This window comes from Nostoc sp. CALU 1950 (assembly GCF_051172895.1).
GTDB lineage: Bacteria > Cyanobacteriota > Cyanobacteriia > Cyanobacteriales > Nostocaceae > Nostoc > Nostoc edaphicum_A.
Window position 1 is genome coordinate 34,633 of record NZ_JBDNJQ010000028.1, and the last position, 26,878, is coordinate 61,510.

Consider the following 26,878-nt stretch of genomic DNA (forward strand, 5'->3'; position numbering starts at 1 on the left):
AACTAGGCTGCCTCATTACGCTCAATTGCCAATTCGATTTCATCGGCATGAGTTTCTGCATATATCCAAGCATTGGCTAAGTCTGTAGCTGTAATGGTTGGATAACTTGTCAAAAGGTCAGCATCACTATATCCAAGACCGCGAGCTTCCACAAGTACCCATACGGGAATACGAGTTTTAGCGATGCAAGCCTCTCCACCACAGACTCTAGAAGTTTTCTCAATTCCTTGCCAATGCCAATTGTTGCCGAGGCTTTGAGCAAGTAACTGTATAGCCTGCAATTTTTCACCAGGACTGAGGGCAAGAAGTTTTTGTTCTAACTCTTTGAGTGTCACGGATGTAAATCCTCTGATGTTTTTTTAGGCTACACTTACAATTTTATCGATTGCTAAGTACAATGTTTCATTAATTCGTAGCGAATTCTCTGCCCCCCTATCCTGCGGAAAGGCAAAGCGCATCTGTGTTTAAATTTCACCACTTAATTCGCCACGAGTTTACGCAAAACTGTACTTAGCCGACTACAAAATTCACCAACTTTCCAGGCACCACAATTACCTTTTTAATCTCTTTGCCTTCGATGTAACGCTGGGCAATTTCTGATTCACGGGCGTATTTCTCCAACGCTGCTTTATCTGCTTGTGCTGGTACTTGAATCGAGCCGCGAGTTTTACCCATAACTTGAATCACTAAAGTGATTTCATCAGCTACCAAAGCCGCAGGGTCAAATAATGGCCAAGTTTGAGTGTGAACTGAATTATTTTCACCCAATAAATGCCACAATTCATCAGCAATGTGTGGTGCAAATGGTGCTAGTAAAACCACCAAAGTCCGAATACCTTCTGCATAAATTGGTGAATTTTTGCCGTCAGCCTCAGTTAAGGCGTTACTCAGCTTCATCAATTCTGAAATCGCTGTGTTGAATTGATATTCATCTTCCACGTCTTCCGTTACTGCTTGAATAGCCGTATGAATTGCCCGCCGTAATTCCTTTTCTGCCTTAGTTAAATCAGATTGGGCTTTCTTACGGGATACCCCAGCCGCAATATAATCTGTCACCAAACGCCAAACCCGATTTAAAAAGCGGGATTGTCCTTCCACATCGGCTTCATCCCATTCCAAATCTTTTTCTGGTGGCGCTTTGAACAAGATGAACATCCGCGCTGTGTCTACACCGTATTTGGAAATTACATCTTCTGGCGCTACACCGTTGCCCTTTGATTTAGACATAGTGGCATAGAGACGTTGCAACGGTTCACCTGTCTGGGGGTCGCGCGGGTCGGCTGAATTTACTAGATTAGAGGGAATCCATTTATCTTTACCACCCTTTTTGGGATTAAGGTAAGTTAAACCCTGTACCATACCTTGAGTTAACAGGCGTTGGAAGGGTTCGTCAAAGTTCAGTAACCCTCTATCTCGCAACACCTTAGTAAAAAACCGCGAATACAACAAGTGTAAAATTGCGTGTTCAATTCCACCCACATATTGGTCAACTGGCATCCAGTCGTTAATTTTACTGGAATCGAAAACCTGTTGTTCATTCTTCGCGTCAGGAAACCGCAAGAAATACCACGATGAATCAATAAAAGTATCCATCGTGTCAGTTTCCCGCTTCGCCGGAGTGCCACAAGTCGGACAAGGCACATTTACCCAGCTTTCCAACTGAGTCAAAGGTGAACCGCCACGTCCAGTAAATTCAACCTCTTCTGGCAACTCTACTGGCAAATCTTTATCAGGAACTGGCACTATCCCACAGTTGGGACAGTGAATTACAGGTATGGGTGCGCCCCAATAACGCTGCCGCGAAATTAACCAATCCCGCAAGCGATATTGCACCCGCACTTTACCAAAACCTTGTTGTTCGGCGTATTCAATAATTGCTTGTTTAGCCTCTGTGGAAACCATACCAGTAAAAGCCCCAGAATTAATTAAAATTCCTGGTTCAGTGTATGCCTGGTTATATTCAATTTGGATGAGTTGCGTGACTTCATCATTCTCTGATGTTGGAGTTAAGTCAAAACCTGCCACATCATCTGGGGAAACAATGACAAAATCAATCGGCAAATCGTAATTTTTGGCAAACTTAAAATCCCGAACATCATGTGCCGGTACACCCATCACTGCTCCAGTACCATACTCGTACAGTACATAGTCAGCAATCCAAATAGGCACTTCCTCGCCTGTAAATGGGTTAATTGCCTTACCACCTGTGGGGATACCCCGCTTAGGTTTGTCTTCAGCGGTACGTTCCAACTCACTCTGATTGGAAACTTCTTTAATAAAAACTTCTACCGCCGCTTGTTGTTCTTTTGTAGTAACACGCTTTGTTAAAGGATGTTCTGGTGCTAACACCAAGTAACTGACACCATAAACAGTATCTGGGCGTGTGGTGTAGACACCGATTTTTTCATCTATCCCAACGATAGGAAATTCTAAATAAGCGCCTGTAGATTTACCAATCCAGTTTGCCTGCATCGACTTGACGCGTTCCGGCCAACCTGTCAATTTATGCAAGTCATTGAGTAATTCTTCGGCGTAGTCGGTAATCTTAAAAAACCACTGGCGTAATAATTTGCGCTCAACTATTGCCCCACTGCGCCAGGAACGTCCTTCGTTATCAACTTGCTCGTTTGCCAGTACAGTTTGATCTATAGGGTCCCAGTTTACCGCTGCTTCTTTTTGGTAAGCTAACCCTGCTTGCAAAAACTGCAAGAAAATCCATTGCGTCCACTTGTAATAGTCTGGTGAACAGGTAGCAAGTTCACATTCCCAATCAATGGATAAACCAAGACGCTGCAATTGCTGCCGCATCTGGGCCATATTCTGATAAGTCCACTTTGCTGGCGGTACACCACGGTCAATGGCGGCGTTTTCTGCTGGCAAGCCAAAGGCATCCCAACCCATTGGGTGTATTACCCGATACCCTTGCATTCGCTTGAGGCGGGCAATCACGTCGGTAATCGTATAATTACGGACGTGACCCATGTGTAGGCTGCCCGATGGATAAGGGAACATGGAAAGAGCGTAGAATTTTGGCTTATTGCTAACTGTCGGTGTCTTATCTAAGCCAAGTTCTACCCATGTTTTTTGCCATTTTTCCTCAATTGCTGCTGGGTTATATCTAGATAAAGAAAAATTAGTGCTTTCAGCCATCTTTATTTCTATAATGAATGCTCAAATAATACTCGAAACACTTGTTTTCAGCATTTTAACGCGAACTATAAGTCTATTTTCGTACCGAGTAACCATGCTCAACAAATGCTCACTTCCTTCTCATTATCTTCCTATCTCCCTTAGTTGCCTAAAGTTATTGAAGTAATACTTTAAATCTACCATAATGCTTACACCATAATAATCCTAGCTATTTTTCTGTATAATGCAGCCATTTTTACTATTCTCATTGCCTTACCACTAGACGCTTCAAGGGCATTTTAGATACAAATCAGAATATCTCTAACCATTATGAACAGACAGAAAGAATCCCCTACTGGAGGGGATGCTATAAACTACCGTAATGTCAGTTAGTTATTGTTTGTGTTTCTAAATACCATCAACAAAAATGATTAATTACCCTGAAAGTTAAATTGATTCTTGGTTGAACCTGCTTCGATGTTTTGGGGATTTGATGCTGCCAAAAATGCTGTGTTACACCCGCCATCAGAAGGAAGCTGCCATGTATTAACTCAATTTCTGCTTTCACATCCCGACTTTGTTTATGTCTAAACATAAACCTTCTTGCTCCGCCCAAGCTAATAGAAGCAATTACAGGATTTTTACCTAGCTCTGGTTCAGCATCTGTGTGCCAGGAAATTCCATCGTTCCCATCTCGATAAAGATTTAGTAATACGCTGTTAAAGTTAACTTTTGCAATCTCATCAACTTTCTCTTTTACTTTTAGCAGGGTAGGTATCCAAGGTTCTGGATCAAGATGAATACCTGAGAATTTATATGACATATTTCTATCTCCATACCAAGCAGTTTTTCTTGGTAAGTTTACCTCTTTACCATAAATATTCATCTTGTCTTGTCGCCATTTTATTTCGTTAAGTAAGGTTTGAAAAAGCTCATCACTTTCTTGCTGATTGAAAAAATTGCGATAGAAAGTAACCTCTGCATCTGGCATAGATAAAACTTCTTTATACCTGCTATCAATTGACTCATCTACAACGGAGTCAAACCCGGAAAATAAGTCTCCCTGAATTGCATTACTAGCTGGTCTATTTTTCATAAAATCCTCAAAGTTTTATAGTGAACTGTCTTTCATATCTTTCTATTTTGCAATTTTGAAATTTCCCAGTTTTATTATAAAAAATCTCTTCGTAAATTGCTTTGTCTGAGTAAAAGGATTTTTTAACCATAGGATACTCGTTGAATAAGTTATAAAAACTATCTATCCTGTAGTTCCTTGCGTTATGATATGGACTTGTACAAATAATACGATTAAATCCTGAAAATGAATTAATTATTAGCTGATATAACTTCTTTAGATCGAAATCTTCAACATCTAGTATGTTTGAAAATAGATGAATCTTAATGTTGCTACAACTTGAAACAAAGTCGCTAGAGTTTAAGTTATCTATACACTTGTTGACCGTTTGGATTAGAGAGTTATTAGAGAAAGTGGGCTGTAACATTTGGCGAACAAAGCTATAGCCTCGCCATAATGCAATTGAAGATGGTTCTACGAGTGTAATTGATTCTATTTTAGGGCTGATACGTTTTTCAATAAGATAGTCCATTAAAACGCAGGTTGCAAGCGCCTGTCCACATCCCCAATCGATAATTTCTACACTTTTACCTTCTGTGTACTGAAAGTTAGTTGAAGGAAACGCTGCATAGAGCTTGTGAAAATGGTGTCCGCCGTAGAGAGCAATATACTTATCACATTCCGCTTCTGTATTGAGTACTTTCCTACCATGATCTATATCGACATCTCGCAGAAATGGAAGTTTTTCTATTTTGGATTTGTAAATATCCTCAAAAAATCTAACTTGTATCTGTGCTTCCTGTGGGCTAGAAATGATCATGAGAAACCTTAAGAGTCGATCTAACTACTCTCTTAAGTTGCCCAAATCACTGATACTAATTATCTACTTATTATACCTGATTTTTCTATGTATGATGTGAAGAGGGGATTATTAGTGAAACTTACGATATTCCTCTCTACATTATTTTTGTGTCTCTGTAATGAGACTCACTCACTTTTTCGCTATGCTCACATCATGCGTTTACAATACTCAGTACTGTGGTGGGAAAAAATTTAGATGGTTAAAATGGGCGATGGTTAAATCAAATATAAAGTATTCTGATTTGGTGCGGGTTTTTGTCTATGGCACGCTCAAACCAGGTGAAGCTAACTATAAAAGATATTGTGCTGATAAAGTCGTTGATGTCAAATTAGCTCTTGCACAAGGTAAATTGTTTGCTCTACCAATGGGATACCCGGCGATGACGTTAGGAGATAGTCAAGTTCACGGATATTTACTTTTTTTTCCCAACCTAAAGATTTTAAATGAATTAGATGTGCTGGAAAGTTACCAGCCAACTAGAAAACCAACAGCAAACCTCTATAATCGACAAATGATTGAGGTTTACAATTCACAGTCGCTCTCTTTGGGTTGGGCTTGGGTTTATTTAATGACTCTAGACCGAGTTGAGCAATTAAGAGGCTGCCTCCAACCTGACGGTTGGTGGAGTGGCTCAGGTTTAACTGCAAAGTACAGTCATGAACTGTGAACTCTTAACTTTGTGATTAGTTTATGTCTTGTCTAGAGTCCTGGCGTTGCGGCTGTACCCGATAAACCGGATTTTCTGGAGAAGCTACTGCTGCTTTAGGAATTTCAATTACCGGGTTATTTAGTCCCACCATCAGCGGCGAAGGGGGAACTATAGACGCTGACGATGTTTGTATCGGTTCTGTTTGTGGTCGTTGTGCCAGTTGTGGTACTCTCGAAGCGCCAGGTACTAAGCTAGATACTGCGCCGATCACACAAGCAGCAACGGCTGCACCTCCCAGCATCCAGTTGAGACGAGAGCGACGGTGCAAACGTGTCAAAACTTTCTGAACTGTTGCTTCTGGGGATTCTTGGGCTGCTGGCACTGGGAGCGTCCGCAAGCCTTGGCGTAGCTTTAACAGTCGGGCATACAAGCATTGAACCGAGGCATCATTTGCCAGCCATTGTTCTACTTGCTTGCGTTCGGTAGCTGTGACTTCACCATCGAGGTAAGCACTCAATAACTCGAAGCGATCGCGCTTCACCATATCCATAAGACCCGTTGATTCATTGGTATGCTTGGCCATTCCATCTGGCAAATCTTGAGGAAGTTGCAAAGGTGAACGGTCGTAAAACTGAGAATCAGTAGTCATCTTAACATTATTACCAATTCATACACGGGTAAACTGGGCGGGAAATTCGGGAAAATTAGCCAATTTTCCTCCTTAGGGCAGAAGTAATCTACGTCTTTCTGGTAATTCTTAATCTATGCTTAAATTCTGCCATTCGACAGAGGCAAGATACTGTAAATTAGGAGTCTAGATAATTCTGCAAGTGAGCTTGCAATCTCGATCTAGCTCTGGCTATTCTTGACTTCACAGTTCCTAAGGAAACTCCAGTGATTTCGGCAATTTCTTCATAAGCCATGCCTTCGATTTCTCTCAGGACGATGGTAGTACGAAAAACTTCTGGTAAATCCGCGATCGCTTCCCGCAATTGCTCGTAAAATTCTCTAGTTGTCAGTTCTTCTTCAGGCCCTGGGGTATCACCAGCGATTTCCCAATCCATCTCGCCGTCCTCTAAGGAGCGGGGAGCATCGAGCGACAAAGGACTCATAACCCGCTTGCGTTTCCGTAACTCGTCGTAAAACAAGTTGGTGGCAATGCGGCTTAACCAGCCCCGAAATTTAGCAGGTTCTTGTAATCGGTTAATATTCCGATACACTCGAATCCAAACTTCTTGAGCCAAATCGGCTCTGTCAGCCCAATCTGGAGCCAGGTGGTAAAGAACTCGATCAACTTGACTTTGATAGCGGCGTAATAGTTCTGCAAACGCAACACGATCTGGTCGCAGTCCCGCTTGACAGCGCAAAATTAAATCGTGGTTAGGGAGTTTGTCAACTTGCACTGATGCTTCTGGATACTTTGCATCAACCGTTGACCAGGATACAGTAATCGACTGACTCATAGATCGTACTGGCTCTAAATCATCCCTATCTATTAGACCTGCTAATGGGACATAAGTTCCATACTAAGGTGACGGATTTATTACTGGAACACTGAAGCATACAATTTTGGATACATTTATAGCAATAAGGAGAGCCACTTTTTCCTTATACTGCTCCCATAGTTGCCTTTGCACCCATCAACTAACAAAGTTACTATAATATGCACATTTTAGTACTTTTCGCAACTGGGTATATACGCTTGATAAAAATAATTAAATCTGGTTATAAGGATGAAGATAAAAATTTTGTAATTCTAACTTCTTGATACCTTTAAAATTCAGGTAATAATTTCTGGAAGTTGGGTTGCTGTGGTTGTTAAGATAGTGATTTATTTTTTTGATTTTGTTACCAGAATAGTTGCTGATTGTTCTGGTTGTGGGCCGTAGGCAGCACTAGAGTTATGTTGCTCTGGTACGCGAACTTGAAAAAAGAAATTGAGGGAAAATGTAATTGTGACTGCTAGCAATAGTTTTTCAAACATGGTTTTTATTCCACCTACACCATTAATGATTGATTGCTACATTTCAAGAGTTCCACCAAAAAGTCCAAGTATTGGCTTACAATCCCCAGAACTTTTGAGTAATCAGGTTTCTCGCTTGAAGTTTTGCCGCTGGGACAATTCGCATAGTCTTAGTTTGCCCAGAGGTGTTGGCAGATTTATAGCAGAAATGATAAGTATTGATAAATTTTTGATAATAGGATGATGAACCCATTCAATTGCTCGGCTGGATATGTCAGGGATAAACAATAGGCGATGGCAATGCTAAGAAATGAATCTGTAGGGCGGATGGTAATGTTGCTCTGTTTTGGCACAGCATTTCTATCTTTAGGTGTCCATTGGCGCATTACTACGGCGGAACGGCAGTTTGAGAAGACTGCATCTACTTCGATGCGGCGAGATTCTACCCTAAGCAATCCCAAGGGAAGCCGCCCAGAGGGAGTCTACAAGAATCTTTCTCAAGTGAGTTTAGGGGAAATTGCTATGGGCGCATCTTCTATGCCACCTGGTGAAGTGACCCAAGGCTCAACTGCCCAGAAGAGGGAATTTACACCAAAGCCCTCTGCTCTTAAGCCTCAAACTAAGTCAAAAACAATTAAGAAGAATGTAGCCAAAGCAACGACTCGGAAGGCTGCTACACTCAGGTTTTCTGGTGGTAAGTCTCAAACTAAGTCGAAAATAATTAAGAAACCTGTAGCGAAAGTAACTAATCGAAAGGCATCTACATTTAAGCCTTCTACTATTAAGCCTCAAACTCAGCCTCAAACCATTAAGAAGAACATCGCGAAAGCAACTGACCTACCAACTAAGACGCAGTTGGTGGCACAAGCAGAAAGACAAAATCCGGTTGCGGATAGTTGGCCAAAAGCTCTATGGTCTAAGGCTTCAGCCCAGCAAGTAGCATCTAATAGGCTGGCAGATGCCAAGACGCAAGTGGTAGTTGATTTAAGCGATCGCCGCACCTATGTATACGCAGGGGATGAGGTGATAGCAAGCTACCCAATTGCTATAGGTAAGAAAGGTTGGGAAACGCCTACAGGTTCTTTCCAGATAATCCACATGCGACACTATCCAATCTGGCGTCACCCAATTACGGGCAAAGTATTTGAAGCTGGTACGGATAGCCCTTTGGGAGACAGATGGATTGGTTTTTGGACAGATGGACGGAATGAAATTGGCTTTCATGGGACGCCGGAAATTGACCTGGTAGGAACGGCGGTATCCCACGGCTGCTTAAGGATGCGTAATTCTGATGTCCGATTATTGTATGACCAAGTGAGTTTAGGTACAGCAGTGGTAGTACGTGATTAATTTATTAAGAGTCATTTGTCATTTGTCATTTGTCTAAAACAAATGACTGAATGGCACTAATAAAAGCCGAAAGGCTTGTGTAAACTCTTCAAGAAAGAGGAGGCGGAGCCTAGGCTGTTGACTCTGTACCTTTTAGCCCACAAGACTTCATGCAGAAATTGTGTTTTTTATTTTGGCGTAAAGATGGCTGTTGCGGGCGCTTTCACACAAGCAAAAACCAGCACAAATAATTTTTCGGTAATTCCCCAAAAAATAGCCAAAATCAACAGCCTAGGCGGAGCCTCCCAGAATGGTTTCCCAGCCTCCAGGCTGGGAACTAGGAAACACAAAACTTTGTACTTATCTTATTGGCAATGGGCAATGGGCAATGACCAATGACCAATGACTCTTAAAATTATAATTTTTGCTCAAAATTAGGTGCGTATGTCTGGAGTAAAGCACTAACTTGGCGTACAACCTCATTACCAGTGTTTTTGCCCAAGGCTTGCCGTTCTGGGAAGAAATTGGGTCGATCTAGGTAACGGTTGATCGCCTCACTTACTTGCTGAGAAATTAAGTCTTGCAGTTGTTCCTGAGCCGTTTGGCGCTGAAAGTTAGCACCCTCTTCTGTAGTAGCATACAGAGGTGGTAGTCGATTGAGAGCGTAAGCGGCAATATCCCCGACATCCAGAGAACTTTCGCTGGTAGCTTCAATTTCTGCGACTCGTGCGATCGCTTCCGTTAGTACCAATTCTTCCATAACGTTAATGAATTGTTTGCGAGGTACCGCCACTACCTCACCAGTCAATAGCGCACCCATCAGCCGATCCAGCGCCATATACTCTTCAATTGAGAGTTCCGAGGCGTTGTCACAGATTCTACCGACTTCTGCTTCCATTGCTGGTGTCAAATAACCATCCTGGAGAGCTTGTTCTACAATTTTTTCGATACTCATAACGCTTATCATCATTTATGTTAGCCAAGCAAGGTAGGGACGGTATCAATCCAATTTGTTTTGCCTAATTCTCAGCAAAAAATACACAAATCATGCACAGACGTGATCAACTCCGCCTCTACTAGTTAAAGACCTTAGTTCGCCAAGGTGTTGGATCAACAGATTGTCCGTTGACATACAAACCCCAGTGTAAATGTGGCCCCGTAGAAGCACCTGTTGAACCTACTGCGCCAATTAGTTGACCAGCTTTCACCAAATCACCTTCTTTAACGTTAATACGACTAAGGTGCATGAAAATACTGGTTACTCCTTGACCGTGGTCAATGCCAACTACGTTACCATGAACCCGAAACCCTTGGGATACCCTACCTACCAAAGCAACTCGCCCAGCGGCTGGGGCAATTACGGATGAACCGGTAGCACCAGCGTAGTCAAGACCACGATGATAGTAGTCATTTGCAAATGTACCATTATAGTAGCGACGTACACCATAGGTTGTACTCATTCGCCCTGCATTTGGTCTCAGGAATACTCCATTCCAATACTTTTCTGGTGTTTGTAATGCCTTAAAAGCTGCCACACGCTGAAGTTCATGCTCTGTGGCATTCACTCCAGCTTTACCAGGTGGCAAAGTAATGCGTTGTACGGGGAACTTGCGATTAAGCACATTCACTGCCAAGTTTTGTACTTGACCATCCCCTGCAACCCGAAGTGTTCTAGTTCCAGATTTTTCTAGTGGAGTTGTGGGAACAAAAGCCCGATACTGATTGGGTGCGATTTCAAAAGCTGGGTATGTATTCTTACCACTAGCTACTGTTGGATTTGTACCATTTTTTGGATTATCTAGATTGATCTCCACCGAGAGTGTATCCCCTAATTTAGGATTAGTTGGAGTCACTTTTACTTCTAAAGCATCTACAGGCAATGCCAAAGCGATTGGGAGAACAGCAAATATTCCCTTTAACACATTTATTGCACGACGATTGGCTGTCAAAGTTTTGACATCAAAGCCGAGCAACTTTTTGTTTGAACTACTAGCGCTATTCTCAATAATCATAGAACTACAAAAAAACCCTTGCTTGTGTTGGAAAATAGACTAGCTTATTATTGCTAGTGTTTCCTATTTGAAGCCGATGTTGTTGTCAACCATAAATGTTAGCAAATTCTCTAAGTACTTATGGATTGCAAGGGCGAATGATTTTATCTGTAATTATTAGTGAATTGGTATTAACTCTAACAATTAATGTATATGACATTGATAATGAGCATAAAATTTAACTATGGTTGATGGCAAAAATTGCTCTTGTGGCTTGCTATAGGTTTCACTTGTTAGGCAACAAAGGAAACTCGTTGTGATTATACTCGTTACATAATGATACTTGAAGAAAATCTTGGAATCAACTAGACACTTTTTCAACTGGACACTAATATCACACTGTTAGGTTGAAATCGGTATGGGGAAATTACTTAAACTAGCTAAGTAAGTCCGCGAGGATAAATTAAACTATATTAAATAATGTAAATATCTTAAAATTTGCTCTTAGTAGCGCTTTAACGCCAAAAAAGCATAAAAATAATGCACAAATTTAGTATGGACACGCCATACTTAAGATTTACTTTAGAAATTAACTTTGCATGATGGAATACGCTGATCAACTTTAGGCTGATAGTATTACTTTTGACTTGAGTTTGCCATCTTCCATGTCAACGATGCGATCGGCAATATCTAGGATGCGGTTGTCATGAGTAACCATCAAAATGGTGCAGCCTTGTTCTTTTGCCAGTTTTTGCATGAGATTAACTATATCTCGTCCTGATTGACTGTCAAGGGCGGCGGTGGGTTCATCCGCGAGGATTATTTGAGGATGACTGACTAGGGCACGAGCGATCGCTACTCTTTGTTTTTGTCCCCCAGACAGTTTATCAGGGTAATAATGCAAATGATTTCCTAATCCTACTTGCTCTAACATTTGGGCTGACCTAGCTTGCATCTTTTTTAACCCAAGATGTTTGTGCAATTCTAAAGCCATTTTGACGTTTTGGAGTGCCGTCAAACTACCATGCAAGTTATGTGCTTGGAAAATATAACCATTACGGCGTCGCGCCTGCACTAGTTGTTCAGCACTAGTGCCACAAAGTTCTCGTCCTAACACCCGCAAACTACCAGATTGGGCAGAACGCAATCCACCTACTAAGGTCAGCAGAGTAGTCTTGCCAGAACCAGAGGGCCCAGTCATGATAATAATTTCACCAGCGTTAATCTCTAAGTTGATGTTGAACAGAACTTGCTTGCGGAGTGAGCCATGACCAAAATAGTGGTCGAGATTTTTAATAGAGATGACGGGTTGACTAGTCATAAATAGCTCGATTACTCGTGATGATCGTCATTGGTCATTTGTCCTTTGTCATTTTTCCTTTGCAAATGACCAATGACAAATGACAAATGACAAATTTAGAACATATCAGCAGGATCGGCGGCTTGGAGTTTGCGGGTGGCGATCGCACCGGAAATTGTACACATAATGATAGTCAACACGAATACCTGCAATGCCCGAATCGCAGTCATGTACATGGGTAAATTTGTGGCACTGCGAGTCAGTTGGTAAAGTGCTAAAGATACTCCCAATCCAGGGAAGAAGCCGAGTGCTGCCAAGATCAACGATTCTTCAAGCACCACACCTAGCAGGTAGTAATTGCGATATCCCATTGCTTTAAAGGTGGCGTATTCCCGGACATGGGCATTAACATCGGTGGAAAGGACTTGATAGACAATGATCACGCCTACGACAAAGCCCATCGATACACCCAGGCTGAAAATAAACCCAATGGGTGAATTTGTTCTCCAGAAGTTATTTTCAAATTCAATAAATTCGGCGTGGGTTAATACTCTGACATCATCTCTCAGGTAGGCTTTGAGCATTGCTGCTACTTTTTTCGGTTCATAGCCTGGTTTAAGAACAATCAAACCTAGACTGACACTGCTGGACTGTCGCCCAGAAAATAGCCGCAAAAAATTCTGATCACTGGTAATCACGTTGCCATCAGAACCAAAGGAAGCCCCGACTTGGAATAAGCCACTAATGTTAATTGTGCGCCGTTCTATTTCTGTAGTCAGGGTTTTACCTTGGTCAATTTGAGCGATCGCTTTTTGATAATCTCCTCTTGCACCACGATCAAACAAAACGGTATCTGGCATTTTGATCGTTTGCAATTGCTGGTTAACATCTGGTAAGTCAAAGGCTGGCTTGTCTGGGTTAAAGCCGATAACTAACACCCCTGTCTCACGGTGTGTTTGGGGATTTTTCCAGATTGCATTATTGAAATACATTGGTTCGGCTGACTTCACCCCTGGTATATCCATTGCTTGATAAAGTCGCCGACGAGAAAATGTAGACAAGCTTGGCAAGTTACGGGCTTGGGGACTTGTTAAAACAATGTCTGCTTGCAAACTGCGATGTAATCTGGTGTTACTGTCATACAACGCAGTTTGAAAGCCTAACTGCATGAACATCAGAAGATCCGCAAAGGCAATACCTGACAATGCCACGAAAAGACGGCTTTTTTCATGATTCAGTTGCAGCCATCCTAGAGGAGTTCGCCGTAGCAGTTGTTTGAGCAATCCCATGATCAGAAGTGAGGAGTGGGGGAATGAGGGGACAAGGGAGATGAGGGAATAAGGGAGTAACGAAGAAGAATTAATAACCAATGACAAATGACTAATGACTAATGACAAATTTCACAATTCAATTACTGCCTTAACTTGCATATTGGTTAAGGTGGCAGCTTTTCGGCTGGAAGCTTCATCTAGTCGGATATGGACTTCTACTACTCTGTTGTCGATATTGCTGACGGGATCTGTGTTAATGACATTCTGTCGTCGCACTTGCAAGCCTTTGCGATCTACGATTCCCTGTAATTCAATCGGGAGGTAATCACCAAATACTCGCACTTGCTGTCCTGAATGCACTTTGCTGATATCGCTTTCGTAGACCTCGGCTATGACATACATCTGGCTGGTTTGACCGATATCTGCAATGCCATCATTTGATACTAATTCTCCAGGATGGGTATGGATCTCAAATACCTGGCCATTTTGGGGCGATCGCACTACAGCCTGTTCAAGATTAACTTTTGCCAGATTCATGGCTGCTACGGCACGATTGACTTCTGCTTTAGCTGCTTCTACATCCACTCCGCGCACTTCAGCGATTTCATCAAGTGTTGCTGTGGCTTGTTTAATTTGTTGCTGACTAGATGATTGGGTACGATTTAATAGTGCCTGGGCTTCTTGTAGGCTTTTTTGGGCGGTTTCCAAGTTTAAACGCTTGCTATCCTGTTGAGAAGCGGAAATTGCGCCTTGTTGATATAGTCGCTGATAGCGTTCGTCTTCGGCTTGGGCGTTACGCACTTCGGCTTGGAATCGCTCAATTGTCGCGGCTTGGGCATTAAGATCACCTTGGCGTTCGGCTTCTAAACGAGCGATCGCAGCTTTTTGGGCAGCAATTTCACCACGTTTAGCACCTGCTTGGGTGCGGTTTAGGTTTGCCTGGGCTACTTTTACCTGTTCTTGGGCCTCTTTTAAAGCTGCTTGGAGGCGATCGCGGCTGTTCAAAATTGCGATCAATTGTCCTGCCTTTACTCTATCCCCCTCCTTCACCAACAACTTTTCTACCCGGCTTCCTTCCGCAGACACCGCAGCAGAAAGTTTAATAACTTTCCCCTGTGGTTCGAGCCGCCCTAAAGCTGTTACCGTTTTTAACTGTGGCAATTGTGTTGCTGGCACTTGTGTCTCTGGATTTGCATAATTTTGCCAGCGTTTTACTATATAAAAACTTATTCCGCCAATCAATAAAGATGCAATTATACCTATAGCAACAGATGGACGCAGAATAGACTTAGGGAACGTTCTGTACCCTAGCTTTGAGTTTCGCACCATAGATTACCTCTTAACTAGTGGCGCAGAAAAAGAACAAATTAGGCTTGTTTCAGTATTTATTTGCTAATTCCTACTTTTTGAGTCAGTTATTGTTGATTTATCAATTTCAAATCCATAAAATAATTTGGAAATTGTTGAGATTTAACTTGGATAAAGTGATTTATCTGGCTGGGATAACAACTAACATCTCTACCAAATTAGAGGTTTATGTTTTTAGCAAACTACTTTTGTTTGATGAAAGTACTCAGGTATAGTAAACCGTTTTAAAATTACGAGTTGTAACAGCGCCAACAATCAGAATCAAATTAAGCCAATAAAATAAGTGTTTTTTGTCAAAATTATGAACAATAACAACTTTTGATGATTAATTCTATATAAAAACCAGATTGCAGGTATAATAATTAATCTACAAAACATAAGTAGACACTAAATTATGTCTACTTAAAACTTAGAGTTATTTCCACTCAAAAATCATGATATTTTTATCCGATACTTTGAAAAGTTAAGGGATATTTAAAATCTATCATTTGGGTGCAATACGGAGTAGTAAACTTAATCTAAAATCGGCCGTTAGAAATTTATTGGAAGACCTAGTACCGCAAGGCGGAATTAAAAATTAAAAATTAAAAATGAAGACAGCGTAAGGGTTTTGTTGATTGGGAATGGGTGGTTTATTTCCGCCGTGCTGTACTAGTAGCCTAACTGGCTGCAACAACAGCACGGTCATTTACTAACTTGCCATCTTCCATATAGACGATGCGATCGGCAATATCTAGAATACGGTTGTCATGAGTAACCAAGAGAATGGTACAATCCTGCTCTTTAGCTAGTTTTTGCATGAGATTGACCACATCTCGTCCCGATTTGCTGTCAAGGGCGGCGGTAGGTTCATCTGCTAAAACAATTTTAGGACGACCAACCAATGCACGAGCGATCGCAACTCTTTGTTTTTGTCCCCCAGATAAATCATCAGGATAATAATTGAGGCGATGACCTAATCCTACCTCCTCTAACATTTGGGCTGACCGGGTTTTCATTTCGTCCGGTGAAATATTATTATGCACTTCCAAGCCCATTCTGACGTTCTGGAGTACTGTCAGGCTACCGTGCAAGTTGTGCGCTTGGAAAATATAACCATTATTGCGTCGCACTTGGGTAAGTTGTCCTGTACTAGCGCCACAAAGTTCTTGTCCCAATATCTGCAAACTGCCGGATTGGGCAGAACGCAAGCCGCCTGCTAAGGTGAGAAGTGTCGTTTTACCAGAACCAGAAGGCCCAGTCATAATAATAATTTCGCCAGCGTTAATATCCAGGTTGATATCAAAAAGAACTTGCTTACGGAGTTGACCATTACCAAAATAGTGGTCGAGATTTTTAACAGAGATAACGGATTGACTAGTCATAAATAGCTCGATTATTCCTGATGATTGTCATTTGTCCTTTGTTCTTAGTCATTTGTTATTACCAAGACTTACGCCAAAATTGCTAATTTCGCTGTCGTAGATAATAATTCCTAGAGTCTCCGTAAGTCCTAATACCAGTTAAATTAATGATTGCAACACATCCTTGGGTAAAGACGCGATGAATCGCGTCTCTACAAATGGTCTATTTGTCGCATTCTTTTTTCAAATTGGTATAATTACAAAGGACTAATGACTAATGACTAATGACAGTTTTTAAAACATATCTGCGGGGTCAGCGGACTGTAATTTCCGAGTGGCGATCGCACCAGAAATAATACACATAATCATTGTTAGCATTAGCACTGTGGTGGCTCGCGCTACCGTCATATAAAGTGGCAAATTGGTGGCATTGCGAGTTAAAGCATAAAGTCCTAAAGGTGCGATCACTCCTGGAATAAAGCCCAAGATTGCCAAAATTATCGCCTCTTCAAACACCACGCCTAATAAGTAGAGATTGTTATAGCCCATTGCTTTGAAAGTGGCGTATTCTTTGATATGGGAATTCACATCTGTAGAAAGGACTTGATAGACGATAATCACGCCCACCATAAACCCCATTCCTACACCCAGGCTGAAGATAAACCCGATGGCTGTATTTTTTTTCCAATAATCTGTTTCAAATTCGATAAATTCTGCTTTAGTTAAAACTTTAATATCATCATCTAAATGAGATTCTAAAGCTGCTTTGATTTGTTTGGGATCATAACCTGGTTCTAGTTGAATCAAACCTATACTGACACTACTTGCTTCTCGTTTAGGAAATAGCCGCAAGAAATTCTGGTCGCTGGTAATCAGGTTGCCATCAGCCGCAAAGGAAGCGCCGATTGAAAATAAGCCGCTAATGGTAATCGTCCGGCGGTCAATTTCAGTCGTCACAGGTTGTCCTTGTGCGACTTGAGCGATCGCTTCTTGATAATCTCCTCTAGAAGCGCGATCGAACAGAAGGGTATCTGGTAACTTCACCCGATCTATCTGGCTGTTCACATCCGGTAAGTCAAAGGCTTGCTTTTCAGGATTGATCCCGATAACTAGCACAGATGTCTTTTGGCGTGTTTTAGGATTCTTCCAATCGACAATGTTGACATACATTGGTTCTGCGGACTTCACCCCTTGTACATCCATTGCCTGATACAGCCGCCGCCGCGTAAAGGTGGACGCATTTAACACGTTACGGGCTTGAGGACTAACTAGAAAAATATCAGCCTGGATACTGTTGTGCAACTTAGTATTACTTTCAAACAAGGCGGTCTGAAACCCTAGCTGCATGAACATAAGAATATCAGCGAAAGCAATGCCTCCCAATGCCACCAATAGACGGCTTTTTTCATGACTCAGTTGCAACCATCCCAGGGGGGTTCGCTGCCGCAGTTGTTGAATAAATCCAATCACAGTTCAATTACCGCCTTTACTTGTAGGTTGGTAAACTTTGCAGCTTTGACGCTAGATACTTCATCTAGTCGCACATGTACTTCCACTACTCTGGCGTCAATATTGCTAGAGGGGTCACTGTTGACGAGATTTTGCCGCTGTACCTGCATCCCCATCCAATCGACGGTTCCCTGTAATTCTCCAGGGAGGGAATCGCTGATTACCTTGACCCGTTGCCCCGATCGCACTTTGTTAATATCACTTTGGTAAACTTCTGCAACTGCATACATCTGGTCGGTTCGACCTAGTTCCACAATCCCGTCATTAGAAACGGTTTCTCCAGCCCTTGTATTAATCTTCAGAATTTGTCCCGCATCCGGTGCGCGGACATAAGCCTGATTAAGTTGCGCTTTAATTTTTGCCACAGTCGCTTGAGCGCTGTCTACCTCTGCTTGAGCGTTGGCAATATCGGTAGGACGGACTTCAGCGGTTTGGTTAAGGGTGGCTTTGGCTTCGTTAATCTGCTGTTGCAAGCTAGCGAGGGTTTGGTTGCGGTTCGCTTTGGCTTCCTTAATTTGCTGTTCTAAAGTAGCTACAGTTCTTGTCTTATTGGCTTGGTTTTCGATTACCTGCTGAGTAGAAGTTTCTGCACTCAAGCGTTTTTGATCAGCTTCTTGACTAGAAATTGCCCCTACTTTGTATAAAGCTTCGTAGCGTTGCACATCTATTTGAGCGTTCCGCTTTTCGGCTGCAACACGATCCACCGTTGCTTGTAAACTCTCTCGTTGTCCTTGCAAGTCTGCTTCTAGGCGATCAATTGTGGCTTGCTGAGTTTTGACATTTCCCTCTAATTCGACTTGCAGACGGCTGACAGCAGCTTGTTTTGCTCCAATTTCTCCCTGTTTTGCTCCCGCTTTTACCTGGTCAAGGTTGGATTTGGCAACTTGAACTTGTTTTTGGGCTTCAACTAAACTTGCTTGCAAGCGATCGCGACTATCCATAATGGCAATTACCTGTCCAGCCTGGACGCGATCGCCTTCTTTCACCAATAGCTTCTGAAGCAGACTTCCCTCTGTTGAAGAAGTTGCAGACAGTTTTATTACTTCTCCATTTGGTTCTAAGCGTCCCAATGCTGTAACTGTTTTTACTACTGGCTGAACAGCTACTGGCGCTATTTGCTTCTCATTGGCGGTAGCCTGAAACTTTAGTACCGTGTAAACACTAACTCCACCTATTAGTAGAGATGTAATTATTGCTAGTGTAGTTGGCGATCGCAAAAGATTTTGGGGAGACTTTAAATCCTCTAGTTTCCAGTTCTGCACCATAGTGTTCACCTTTCCCCATTAGCAACTTGTACTAAACTGTTCAGTTCAATTCATGCTAAACTAAACGGAGTAGTTTAGTCAATAGCACCAAGGTAGAATTCTCAATTTAATCAGCTTGCCTTGAGTTATAAACCAGAATGCTTGTCAGGACTGGGATTAATGACGTAGGGTAAATTGCCACATCTATTAAAATTGTTTATAAGAGAGGATGATTAATAAATGGTACGCATTAAATCTGACGAAGTTGATCGCGATAATTCCGTTGATAAAGTGGAGCAAATTCTGCAAGGGGCAATGCAAGAGTTTCTCCAAAATGGTTATGCTGGTACAAGTATGGATCGAGTAGCAGTAGCAGCAGGTGTTTCTAAAGCGACAGTCTACAGCCACTTTCAAGATAAAGAAGGACTTTTTAAAGTACTGTTAGAGCAACTGGCGAGCAAAAAGAATAACTCCATTTTTGGCACAGAACCGATTGCCGGAGAACCAGCAGCCGTACTACATCACTTAGGTACCAAAGCATTAGATTTGATGAATAGCGACCAAGAACATACTGCATTTATGCGAGTATTAATAGGGGAATCTGGTCGTTTTCCTGAGTTAGCTCAAATTTGTGTCCGAGCGATGATTAAGCCAGTGGCGGAAACTCTCACTCAATACTTGGCCGCTCCTGAGCTAAATATACCTGACCCAGAGGCAACAGCAAGAATTCTTTTAGGAGCGTTAGTGCATTTTCATATTACTCAGGATGTGATGCATGGGAGAGACATTATACCAATGGAAAGCGATCGCTTGATTGATGCCTTGACACACTTAATCACTAAACGCGCCGATTGATTGGTTAGATCCCGGCGCGTGGCGCTTGTTTGGTCAGAAGGTCAAATTCACCTTGAGAAACAGTTGACTACACTCAGTGCTGATTTAATTAAAAAATTACTTAATACTTATGTACTTAGTAAATGCCCCAACTATTGTTGTATGGACGGTCTTTTAACTCAGCACTGAGCAATCTTCATTATTTTTTCTATAGAAGTTACAGTACTGTCTCCGGCTTTTTTGGTTTCTTACAAGCTGCCACAAATACATCCTCCAGCGATCGCAAGATAACTAGGCAGGAATGACTTGAACAATTAGTGCGCGTTTATCCAGTGACTGGATTTTACCTACTTGACTGAGATCATTGGCAATTCGGTCTAGCAGTTCTCCTGCTTGGTCACGATATTGATGTTCTCGGCCTCGTAAACGGATGGCAAATTTGACTGAATCGCCTTTACTCAACCACTGAACTGCTTTCTCAATACGTAAATTGTAATCAGCGACACCCACGTTTAGACCGAACCTAACTTCCTTTACCGTAGGTCTAGCACTCTGGCTCTGACGTTTTTTCTTTTGATACTGAAGCTTCCCATAGTTGAGAATCTTCGCGATCGGAGCGTCTTTACCTTGGGAGACTACAACTAAGTCAAGCTCTAAGCTTTCGGCTAGCTGTAGCGCCTCATTGGTGTCGATCAGACCACGATTGTTATTCTCATGGTCAATCAAGAAGACACTAGGTGACTTGATTTGTGAATTAATCAGTTGCTTTTGGATTGCGATAATGAATTTCTCCCATTTGTTCAATACTTTGCTTTACAAGCAGGTAATGCCAATTTAACACAACACTGAATCAGAGCAACTTTAACAACACAATAGACGGCAATCTGTTAGGATTAAGTACTGCGGCACTCGCTCTCAGTCTTGGCGCTACTGCCCATCCAGCCTTTCAATAATTTTTTATCCGTCCGCCTAAGACTGACGCCTCATTGGCGACAGGCCGATGTTATTTTTGGAGTCTTATGTCTTTTTCTCATCTCGGCTTGTCCAATGAAATTATCCGTGCCGTTACCGAACGAGGGTACACGGAACCCACGCCAATCCAGATGCAAGCGATTCCGGCTGTATTATCGGGTAGCGATTTGTTAGCTGGCGCACAAACTGGCACTGGCAAGACCGCTAGTTTTACACTACCGCTTTTGCATCGGTTATCGTCTAACAAGGGCAAAGGTACATCTAATGGATACCCACCAATTCGGGCGCTGATTCTCACCCCGACTCGCGAACTCGCTGCACAAGTGGAAGAAAGCGTGCGCGAGTATGGCAAGTACTTAAATCTAAACTCAATGGTGATGTTTGGCGGAGTCGGTATTAATCTGCAAAAACAGCGTTTGAGGGGTCGAGTAGATATTTTGGTCGCTACTCCAGGGCGACTACTAGACCATGTACAGCAGGGGACGCTGAACCTGTCGCATATTGAGGTTTTAGTGCTGGATGAAGCAGATCGGATGTTGGACATGGGCTTTATTCATGATATCCGCCGCATCCTTTCACTTCTGCCCAAACAGCGACAGAATTTGCTATTTTTCGCTACTTTCTCAGACAAAATTAAGGCACTAGCCGCCGGACTGCTCAATAACCCGAAGATGATTGAGGTAGCACGCCGCAACGTTACCGCCGAAACGATCGCCCAGAAAGTTTACCAGGTAGACCGTGACAAGAAACGTCAATTACTTGCTCACTTGATTCGGCGAGATAATTGGTATCAAGTGCTAGTGTTCACTCGCACTAAGTATGGTGCTGACCGTTTGGTTAAGCAGTTGGGCGAAGACCGGATTCAAGCACTGGCAATTCACGGTAATAAGAGCCAGCCGGTGCGTACTAATGCTCTGGCAAAGTTCAAAAATGGCACATTACAAGTGCTGGTGGCGACAGACATTGCTGCTAGGGGTCTTGATATCAGCGAACTGCCCCATGTAGTCAACTTCGATTTGCCCAATGTACCAGAAGATTATGTTCATCGCATTGGTCGCACCGGTCGCGCTGGCGCATCAGGTGAAGCCGTGTCGCTGGTGTGCGTTGATGAACAGCATCTATTGACAGATATTGAAAAACTGATCGAGCAGCGCTTACCAAAGGAAGTGGTTGATGGCTTTGGCCCCAACCCCGACATCAAGGCTGAACCAATCCCAAATGGACGGCAACACAGAGCCAAGACTGGAGGTGATAAGCGTCCGGCTCGGACTGCTAAACCGCAACCACAGACATCGGCTAAACGTAAGGCAGCGCCACCTGCCACGAATGGCGATAATCGTTCTTCCGCATCGCGCCGTTCTGCGAAACGCGATCGCTGATCTTCGTTCTTAGAGGATGTTTGAAAAGTCCTCTTGTCGGTATCAAAAGTTTTAGATCCCCCTAAATCCCCCTTTTGAAGGGGGACTTTGACTCCGGTTCCCCCCTTTTTAAGCTATGCATTATAAACATTTTTCTTAACAAAAGCTTTGACAGTTGTTCTTCCCTCTCTAGCGCATCTTGATAGCGTTGTTTAATGACGTGAGTGCAAAACTACAGTAAGTCTGTGATCGAAAATAACCGTTGTCGGTCTATTTGCTGAAGCTTGATTTTTTCAGCGTAGAAAGCCTGATAATACGATTGATAGCGCTCTGGTTCAGTTTCGGGATCGGTTTGTTGCCATAGTTCCAAAAAGTGGCGATAACGTTTTTCAAGCATCACCAAATCCATGCAAGCGATCGCAGCTTGAACTACTTGCGGAGTCCGCAGTATTTCTTTCTGGTTTTTTTCATCCACATGAAATAAATGGGAAATTAACTCGATCTCGCTGTCAAATTCTAAGAACTGGTCTTGCAGTCGGGAAATTAAATCTGGTAGAGACGCAAAATTTCTTGTTTCTCCATCACCAGATGAAATTTCTAAAATCTGTTGCCATAAAAATCGGTGGTGGGAAAGACTAAATTGCAAATCTCGCTCCTCTAGTTCGGCAATAATCGCTTGACGCTGTTCAGGACAATGTAAGTAGATTCGCAATAACAAGGCTTCTGCGTGTTCTAAAAGGCTGCGTTCTGTGGGGAGTGGGGAGTGGGGAGTGGGGAGTAGGGATTTGCTACTTCCCCATGCTTTCTTCGCTGACACAGGTTTAGAGTATGTAGCCGCAGCCGGAGCAATTTGAGTTAGCAGATTTTCGACTCGTAGAGGTATAAGTCTGGTATCTCCCAAACTGAGTATTTCTGCACAGTAGGAAACATAATAGTTGCGTGTATCGCTGTTAGCTATATTTTTAAGTAATTTGACTAATTGCTGAGTTACTTGCTGAAAATCAGTAGCCTGTTTTAAGTCGCGGTCTTGAATAATTTGCTGAATCTGCCAGTCTAGCCAAAGTGGCGCATTTGTTAGCAGTTCTCCATAATCTTCTGGAGTGTGGCTATGTAAATATTCATCAGCATCTTTACCATCGGGTAAATTCAGAATTTTTAGCTGAACTTCGCCTTTGTATGCTAATTCAGCAATTTCACCGATCGCCCGTTCAGCGGCATTAGTTCCGGCTTTATCAGCATCAAAGTTGAGTACTAATTGTTTCGATTCGGTGTAGCGTAATATTAACCGGACTTGTTCTAAGCTTAAAGCTGTACCAAGAGAGGCGACGGCGTTATTAATACCAGCAGCGTGGAGAGCGATCGCATCAAAATATCCCTCTACCACCACCGCTTGATCGAGTTTAGAAATTCCATCTTTGGCTTGATCGAGGGCAAATAAGGTTTTACCTTTACTAAAAAGTTCGGTTTCTGGTGAATTGAGATATTTAGGCTGTTCATCAGTTAGAGTTCTCCCACCAAAGGCAATGACGCGCCCTTGAACATCACGGATGGGAATCATCAGGCGATCGCGAAATACATCATAATAACCACCGCCTTCCTTGCGTGGCTTAATCAATCCCGCTTTTTCAAGTATTTGCGCTGGATAATGTTTGTCCTCCACTAGATAACGATGAAGGGTTTCCCAACCTGCGGGGGCGTAACCTAAACCAAATTGCTGTATAGTTTCTTCTTTGAATTGGCGGTTAGATTGTAAATATTGAAGTGCCTTTTGCCCTTGTGATTGTCTGAGGGCGTGTTGATAAAACTGTGCTGACGAAGCCAGAACTTCATACAACTGCTCACGCAAAGATAGCTGACGCTGTAATTCTTGGCGTTGTTCGGGTTCGAGGGTTTGTACAGGTACTTGGTAACGCCGTGCTAAATCCAGCACCACGTCAGCAAAAGAACGCTTTCCCAACTCCATGACAAACTTAATGGCATTTCCCCCAGCTTGACAGCCGAAGCAATAGTACATTTGCTTGGTCTGACTGACAGTGAAACTAGGAGATTTCTCATCGTGGAAAGGGCACAAACCGACAAAATCCTTTCCACGTTTGCGTAAAACTACGTATTCCGAGACGACATCTACAATATCAGCCCGTAGTTTCACTTCCTCAATTGTGTCTGGGTGCAAGCGGGGGATTTGCATGGCTTTGTCATTAGTCATTGGTCATTGGTCATTGGTCATGAACTTTGGAGAAATACCAAAGGACAAATGACTTTAGACTTCTGATAGCTATTATATTCTTGTTGCTAGACCAAAAATGATTTGTAGAATTGCTTACACTAAATTTTATCAGAGGAAATACTGAAAATGGGACGTATTTTTATATCAGCTGCTCATGGAGGCAAAGAAGCGGGAGGAATTGATCCAGGTGCGATCGCAGGTGGTACAAGTGAAGCAAAAGAAATGATTTTGCTGCGGGATTTGATTGTCACGGAACTGAGAGCGCGGAGTTTGGAAATTTTGGCGGTTCCTGATGACTTGAGCGCCGCCCAAACTATCACCTGGATCAATTCCCGTGGTCGCCGGGGTGATATCGCCCTAGAAATTGAATCTGACGCAGCTAGCAGCCCTTCTGTGCGGGGGGCTAGCGTCTTTTATATTGCTAATAATAGCGATCGCAAAAGCAATGCTGAACAGTTGCTAGTGGGGTTATTGCGCCGTGTACCCCAATTACCGAATCGCGGAGTCAAGGCAGATACAAATAGTGGCTTGGGTAGTTTAGCATTCTGTCGTCAGACAACGCTTCCAGCTTTGGTGATGCAAGTGGGGTTTCTCAGCAATCCAGAGGATCGGGCTTTGCTGCAAACTCGTCGCCGCGATTTTGCTTTAGGAATTGCCGATGGATTAGTAACTTGGAGCCGTGTGATTGACCCCACTCCTGGAACTCCAGCCGAAGCAAATTATCCACCGATTAATATCAATATTAATGGGCAAAATTACTTGGAGCAAGGAGTTTTAGTTAATGGAAATGCTTACATTCCTATTGATTTAGTAGACCGTCTGCGGATTGACCTTTCAAAAGCAGCTAATGTCAATCGAATTACCTATCGCAAAGTAGTTTATGTTAAAGCGATTGAACTGCGAGATTTTAATGTTGCAGTTAGTTGGGATGCGGCAACGCGTACTGTTAGTTTGCGCTCGAATTTGATGGTTTGCTCTGGTCAATTTGAGCGGGTGATGTCAAACGGGAATACTTCAGAAGTACAGTTACAATTATTTCTGAGAAACAATAATGAAAATGCTTTAGTAAAGTTTCCTGACATCCCAAAACTTTATCGGGAAGAAGCAGGAATAGAGGGAGTTAACTATGATATTGCCTTTTGCCAAATGTGTGTAGAAACTGGATTTTTACGGTTTGGTAGCGATATTAGACCTGAGCAAAATAACTTTGCAGGCTTAGGTGCAATTGGTGGTGGTTCGGAGGCTGCATCTTTTGCAAGTGCCAGAATTGGAGTCAGGGCGCACATCCAACATTTGAAAGCTTACGCCAGTTTAGAACCTTTGGTACAGGAAGTAGTAGATCCCAGGTTTCGCTTTGTCACACGTGGGATTGCGCCATTAATTGATCAGCTATCAGGGCGCTGGTCAGCAGATTTGGATTATGGTACAAAGATTTCAGCAATGCTCAAACGATTGTATGAGTCAGCAGGACTTCTGTGAGTGAGTTTCTGCATGATGCGATCACAAACTTGGTCTGCTTCAGCATCAAGATGCCGTAAAGTTGTTGTAAACTTGATCGCAATTAAGAAGACAGACCGTGATCGTCCCGTCAAGCAGTAGAGCTTTCGTAGCAAGTCATAACAGTAATTTAGAGTTTACCAGCCTTGCAAAACTATCAAGTGGAAACTTGCTTGCAGAAGTGGATCTTCACCGGGCTGTAGCAAGTTTAAAGCTAAGACAAGACAAAAAAGCATCAATGGGTCAATTTTTGACTCCCGCCTCAGTAGCCCAATTGATGGTTGGGATGTTTAATAAGCTGGATTTGCCTGAAATATCCTTGCTTGATGCTGGAGCAGGAATCGGTTCATTACTAGCCGCTTTTGTGGAAAAAGTATGCCAGCATCGACAACAAACCTCAAGTTTGCGCGTTGTAGCTTATGAAATTGACCCTTTTCTAATTAGATATTTGCATCAGACTCTAGAGCTATGTGAAAGGGAATGTCAACGTGTAGGTATTTCCTTCAATTACGAAATTCGTGAGACTGATTTTATCGAAGATGCAGTCAGGCTGCTTCAGATGGGTTTATTGAATAGTGCAAACGCAACAGAATTTACCCATGCTATTCTCAACCCGCCTTATTTGAAAATCAATGCTCATTCCAAGGTGCGCGAATTGCTGCGTTCGATCGGTTTGGAAATTACTTCTAATGGAAAGCTTATCTATGTTGGCGATACAGATGAAAAGTTTGCTCACTTCGATGAAGCAGCATTGGCAGATTTAGGCGTTAACATTGATTCCCACGGCAAAATGCCAGATGTGATTATTCACTTCACAACAAATAACTGGTTGGTGCTGATTGAAGCTGTAACCTCACATGGGCCAATTAATCCTAAACGGAAGAAGGAACTTGAAGTTCTATTTAGGGCTTGCTGAAAAAGTGATGAAAAGCCAGAGAAGGATTAATTAGTTACTGA

The 26,878-nt window shown here is 42.6% G+C and carries 23 protein-coding genes; 6 read left to right on the forward strand and 17 right to left on the reverse strand.

Going from position 1 to position 26,878, the window contains the following annotated elements:
- Window positions 1-2 precede the first annotated feature (2 nt).
- The 4 genes from ABF638_RS10770 to ABF638_RS10785 form a co-directional block, all read right to left on the reverse strand.
- Window positions 3-335 carry a DUF433 domain-containing protein gene (locus ABF638_RS10770; protein WP_435022677.1) on the reverse strand — a complete coding sequence of 111 codons (333 nt, stop codon included), beginning with the start codon at window positions 333-335 and terminating at the stop codon, window positions 3-5.
- Window positions 336-510: 175 nt separating this feature from the next.
- Window positions 511-3,150, reverse strand: coding sequence for a leucine--tRNA ligase (gene leuS, locus ABF638_RS10775; RefSeq protein ID WP_435022679.1), 2,640 nt, complete (start codon window positions 3,148-3,150; stop codon window positions 511-513).
- A gap of 397 nt (window positions 3,151-3,547) precedes the next feature.
- Window positions 3,548-4,225: an alpha-ketoglutarate-dependent dioxygenase AlkB family protein gene (locus ABF638_RS10780; protein ID WP_435022681.1), complete on the reverse strand. Its 678-nt coding sequence runs from the start codon at window positions 4,223-4,225 to the stop codon at window positions 3,548-3,550.
- A 7-nt stretch (window positions 4,226-4,232) separates the two neighbouring features.
- Window positions 4,233-5,024 carry a hypothetical protein gene (locus ABF638_RS10785; protein ID WP_435022683.1) on the reverse strand — a complete coding sequence of 264 codons (792 nt, stop codon included), beginning with the start codon at window positions 5,022-5,024 and terminating at the stop codon, window positions 4,233-4,235.
- A 253-nt stretch (window positions 5,025-5,277) separates the two neighbouring features.
- Between ABF638_RS10785 and ABF638_RS10790 the strand changes: the two genes are divergently transcribed.
- Window positions 5,278-5,733: a gamma-glutamylcyclotransferase family protein gene (locus ABF638_RS10790; protein ID WP_435022685.1), complete on the forward strand. Its 456-nt coding sequence runs from the start codon at window positions 5,278-5,280 to the stop codon at window positions 5,731-5,733.
- A gap of 16 nt (window positions 5,734-5,749) precedes the next feature.
- Here ABF638_RS10790 and ABF638_RS10795 read toward each other — a convergent pair whose 3' ends face one another.
- The 3 genes from ABF638_RS10795 to ABF638_RS10805 form a co-directional block, all read right to left on the reverse strand.
- On the reverse strand, window positions 5,750-6,364 hold the full coding sequence (locus ABF638_RS10795) for an anti-sigma factor family protein (protein WP_435022687.1): 615 nt from the start codon (window positions 6,362-6,364) through the stop codon (window positions 5,750-5,752).
- A gap of 157 nt (window positions 6,365-6,521) precedes the next feature.
- The gene (locus tag ABF638_RS10800; RefSeq protein ID WP_181928358.1) at window positions 6,522-7,178 is read right to left on the reverse strand and encodes a sigma-70 family RNA polymerase sigma factor; all 657 of its coding nucleotides are present in this window, start codon (window positions 7,176-7,178) and stop codon (window positions 6,522-6,524) included.
- Between the two features lie 368 nt (window positions 7,179-7,546).
- Window positions 7,547-7,699, reverse strand: a complete 153-nt coding sequence (locus tag ABF638_RS10805; RefSeq protein ID WP_435022689.1) for a hypothetical protein — start codon at window positions 7,697-7,699, stop codon at window positions 7,547-7,549.
- Window positions 7,700-8,395: 696 nt separating this feature from the next.
- On the opposite strand from ABF638_RS10805, the gene ABF638_RS10810 reads away from it, so the two are divergent.
- Window positions 8,396-9,028: a L,D-transpeptidase gene (locus ABF638_RS10810; protein WP_435022712.1), complete on the forward strand. Its 633-nt coding sequence runs from the start codon at window positions 8,396-8,398 to the stop codon at window positions 9,026-9,028.
- A gap of 394 nt (window positions 9,029-9,422) precedes the next feature.
- Here ABF638_RS10810 and ABF638_RS10815 read toward each other — a convergent pair whose 3' ends face one another.
- The 8 genes from ABF638_RS10815 to ABF638_RS10850 all read right to left on the reverse strand — a co-directional run bounded on the left by ABF638_RS10815 (window position 9,423) and on the right by ABF638_RS10850 (window position 19,054).
- Window positions 9,423-9,962: a late competence development ComFB family protein gene (locus tag ABF638_RS10815; RefSeq protein ID WP_435022691.1), complete on the reverse strand. Its 540-nt coding sequence runs from the start codon at window positions 9,960-9,962 to the stop codon at window positions 9,423-9,425.
- Window positions 9,963-10,083: 121 nt separating this feature from the next.
- Window positions 10,084-11,019, reverse strand: a complete 936-nt coding sequence (locus tag ABF638_RS10820; protein ID WP_435022693.1) for a M23 family metallopeptidase — start codon at window positions 11,017-11,019, stop codon at window positions 10,084-10,086.
- Window positions 11,020-11,620: 601 nt separating this feature from the next.
- Window positions 11,621-12,319 (reverse strand): DevA family ABC transporter ATP-binding protein, encoded by a 699-nt coding sequence (locus ABF638_RS10825; protein ID WP_435022695.1) that lies wholly within the window; start codon window positions 12,317-12,319, stop codon window positions 11,621-11,623.
- Between the two features lie 95 nt (window positions 12,320-12,414).
- A complete protein-coding gene (gene devC / locus ABF638_RS10830; RefSeq protein WP_435022697.1) occupies window positions 12,415-13,587 on the reverse strand; it encodes an ABC transporter permease DevC in 1,173 nt (390 codons plus the stop codon).
- Window positions 13,588-13,698: 111 nt separating this feature from the next.
- Entirely contained in the window at window positions 13,699-14,895 is a 1,197-nt protein-coding gene (locus tag ABF638_RS10835) for an ABC exporter membrane fusion protein (RefSeq protein WP_435022714.1), read from the reverse strand.
- A 701-nt stretch (window positions 14,896-15,596) separates the two neighbouring features.
- Window positions 15,597-16,301, reverse strand: coding sequence for a DevA family ABC transporter ATP-binding protein (locus tag ABF638_RS10840; RefSeq protein ID WP_420760721.1), 705 nt, complete (start codon window positions 16,299-16,301; stop codon window positions 15,597-15,599).
- Between the two features lie 273 nt (window positions 16,302-16,574).
- A complete protein-coding gene (gene devC, locus ABF638_RS10845) occupies window positions 16,575-17,750 on the reverse strand; it encodes an ABC transporter permease DevC (protein ID WP_435022699.1) in 1,176 nt (391 codons plus the stop codon).
- Window positions 17,747-19,054 (reverse strand): ABC exporter membrane fusion protein, encoded by a 1,308-nt coding sequence (locus ABF638_RS10850; protein WP_435022701.1) that lies wholly within the window; start codon window positions 19,052-19,054, stop codon window positions 17,747-17,749. The genes devC (ABF638_RS10845) and ABF638_RS10850 overlap by 4 nt, the downstream gene beginning before the upstream one ends.
- 219 nt (window positions 19,055-19,273) lie before the next feature.
- Here ABF638_RS10850 and ABF638_RS10855 point away from each other — a divergent pair, with 219 nt between their 5' ends.
- Window positions 19,274-19,888, forward strand: coding sequence for a TetR/AcrR family transcriptional regulator (locus ABF638_RS10855; RefSeq protein ID WP_435022703.1), 615 nt, complete (start codon window positions 19,274-19,276; stop codon window positions 19,886-19,888).
- A gap of 270 nt (window positions 19,889-20,158) precedes the next feature.
- Here the strand turns inward: ABF638_RS10855 and infC are convergent, their stop codons facing one another.
- A complete protein-coding gene (gene infC, locus ABF638_RS10860) occupies window positions 20,159-20,671 on the reverse strand; it encodes a translation initiation factor IF-3 (RefSeq protein WP_181928348.1) in 513 nt (170 codons plus the stop codon).
- Window positions 20,672-20,886: 215 nt separating this feature from the next.
- Between infC and ABF638_RS10865 the strand changes: the two genes are divergently transcribed.
- Window positions 20,887-22,218, forward strand: a complete 1,332-nt coding sequence (locus tag ABF638_RS10865; RefSeq protein WP_435022706.1) for a DEAD/DEAH box helicase — start codon at window positions 20,887-20,889, stop codon at window positions 22,216-22,218.
- Window positions 22,219-22,429: 211 nt separating this feature from the next.
- On the opposite strand, the gene dnaG is transcribed toward ABF638_RS10865, so the two are convergent.
- Window positions 22,430-24,385: a DNA primase gene (dnaG, locus tag ABF638_RS10870; protein WP_435022716.1), complete on the reverse strand. Its 1,956-nt coding sequence runs from the start codon at window positions 24,383-24,385 to the stop codon at window positions 22,430-22,432.
- Window positions 24,386-24,550: 165 nt separating this feature from the next.
- On the opposite strand from dnaG, the gene tftA reads away from it, so the two are divergent.
- Complete coding sequence (gene tftA, locus ABF638_RS10875; protein ID WP_435022708.1) at window positions 24,551-25,903, forward strand: hormogonium tapered terminus morphoprotein TftA; 1,353 nt, start codon at window positions 24,551-24,553, stop codon at window positions 25,901-25,903.
- 97 nt (window positions 25,904-26,000) lie between these two features.
- Window positions 26,001-26,837, forward strand: coding sequence for a BsuBI/PstI family type II restriction endonuclease (locus tag ABF638_RS10880; RefSeq protein WP_435022710.1), 837 nt, complete (start codon window positions 26,001-26,003; stop codon window positions 26,835-26,837).
- Window positions 26,838-26,878: the final 41 nt, after the last annotated feature.

Excerpts from the sequence above, each read along its gene's own strand:
- leuS (WP_435022679.1), bottom strand. The coding sequence starts at position 3,150 with ATGGCTGAAAGCACTAATTTTTCTTTATCTAGATATAACCCAGCAGCA.
- ABF638_RS10780 (WP_435022681.1), bottom strand. The coding sequence starts at position 4,225 with ATGAAAAATAGACCAGCTAGTAATGCAATTCAGGGAGACTTATTTTCC.
- ABF638_RS10785 (WP_435022683.1), bottom strand. The coding sequence starts at position 5,024 with ATGATCATTTCTAGCCCACAGGAAGCACAGATACAAGTTAGATTTTTT.
- ABF638_RS10790 (WP_435022685.1), top strand. The coding sequence starts at position 5,278 with ATGGTTAAATCAAATATAAAGTATTCTGATTTGGTGCGGGTTTTTGTC.
- ABF638_RS10795 (WP_435022687.1), bottom strand. The coding sequence starts at position 6,364 with ATGACTACTGATTCTCAGTTTTACGACCGTTCACCTTTGCAACTTCCT.
- ABF638_RS10800 (WP_181928358.1), bottom strand. The coding sequence starts at position 7,178 with ATGAGTCAGTCGATTACTGTATCCTGGTCAACGGTTGATGCAAAGTAT.
- ABF638_RS10805 (WP_435022689.1), bottom strand. The coding sequence starts at position 7,699 with ATGTTTGAAAAACTATTGCTAGCAGTCACAATTACATTTTCCCTCAAT.
- ABF638_RS10815 (WP_435022691.1), bottom strand. The coding sequence starts at position 9,962 with ATGAGTATCGAAAAAATTGTAGAACAAGCTCTCCAGGATGGTTATTTG.
- ABF638_RS10820 (WP_435022693.1), bottom strand. The coding sequence starts at position 11,019 with ATGATTATTGAGAATAGCGCTAGTAGTTCAAACAAAAAGTTGCTCGGC.
- ABF638_RS10825 (WP_435022695.1), bottom strand. The coding sequence starts at position 12,319 with ATGACTAGTCAACCCGTCATCTCTATTAAAAATCTCGACCACTATTTT.
- devC (WP_435022697.1), bottom strand. The coding sequence starts at position 13,587 with ATGGGATTGCTCAAACAACTGCTACGGCGAACTCCTCTAGGATGGCTG.
- ABF638_RS10840 (WP_420760721.1), bottom strand. The coding sequence starts at position 16,301 with ATGACTAGTCAATCCGTTATCTCTGTTAAAAATCTCGACCACTATTTT.
- ABF638_RS10850 (WP_435022701.1), bottom strand. The coding sequence starts at position 19,054 with ATGGTGCAGAACTGGAAACTAGAGGATTTAAAGTCTCCCCAAAATCTT.
- ABF638_RS10855 (WP_435022703.1), top strand. The coding sequence starts at position 19,274 with ATGGTACGCATTAAATCTGACGAAGTTGATCGCGATAATTCCGTTGAT.
- ABF638_RS10865 (WP_435022706.1), top strand. The coding sequence starts at position 20,887 with ATGTCTTTTTCTCATCTCGGCTTGTCCAATGAAATTATCCGTGCCGTT.
- dnaG (WP_435022716.1), bottom strand. The coding sequence starts at position 24,385 with ATGCAAATCCCCCGCTTGCACCCAGACACAATTGAGGAAGTGAAACTA.
- tftA (WP_435022708.1), top strand. The coding sequence starts at position 24,551 with ATGGGACGTATTTTTATATCAGCTGCTCATGGAGGCAAAGAAGCGGGA.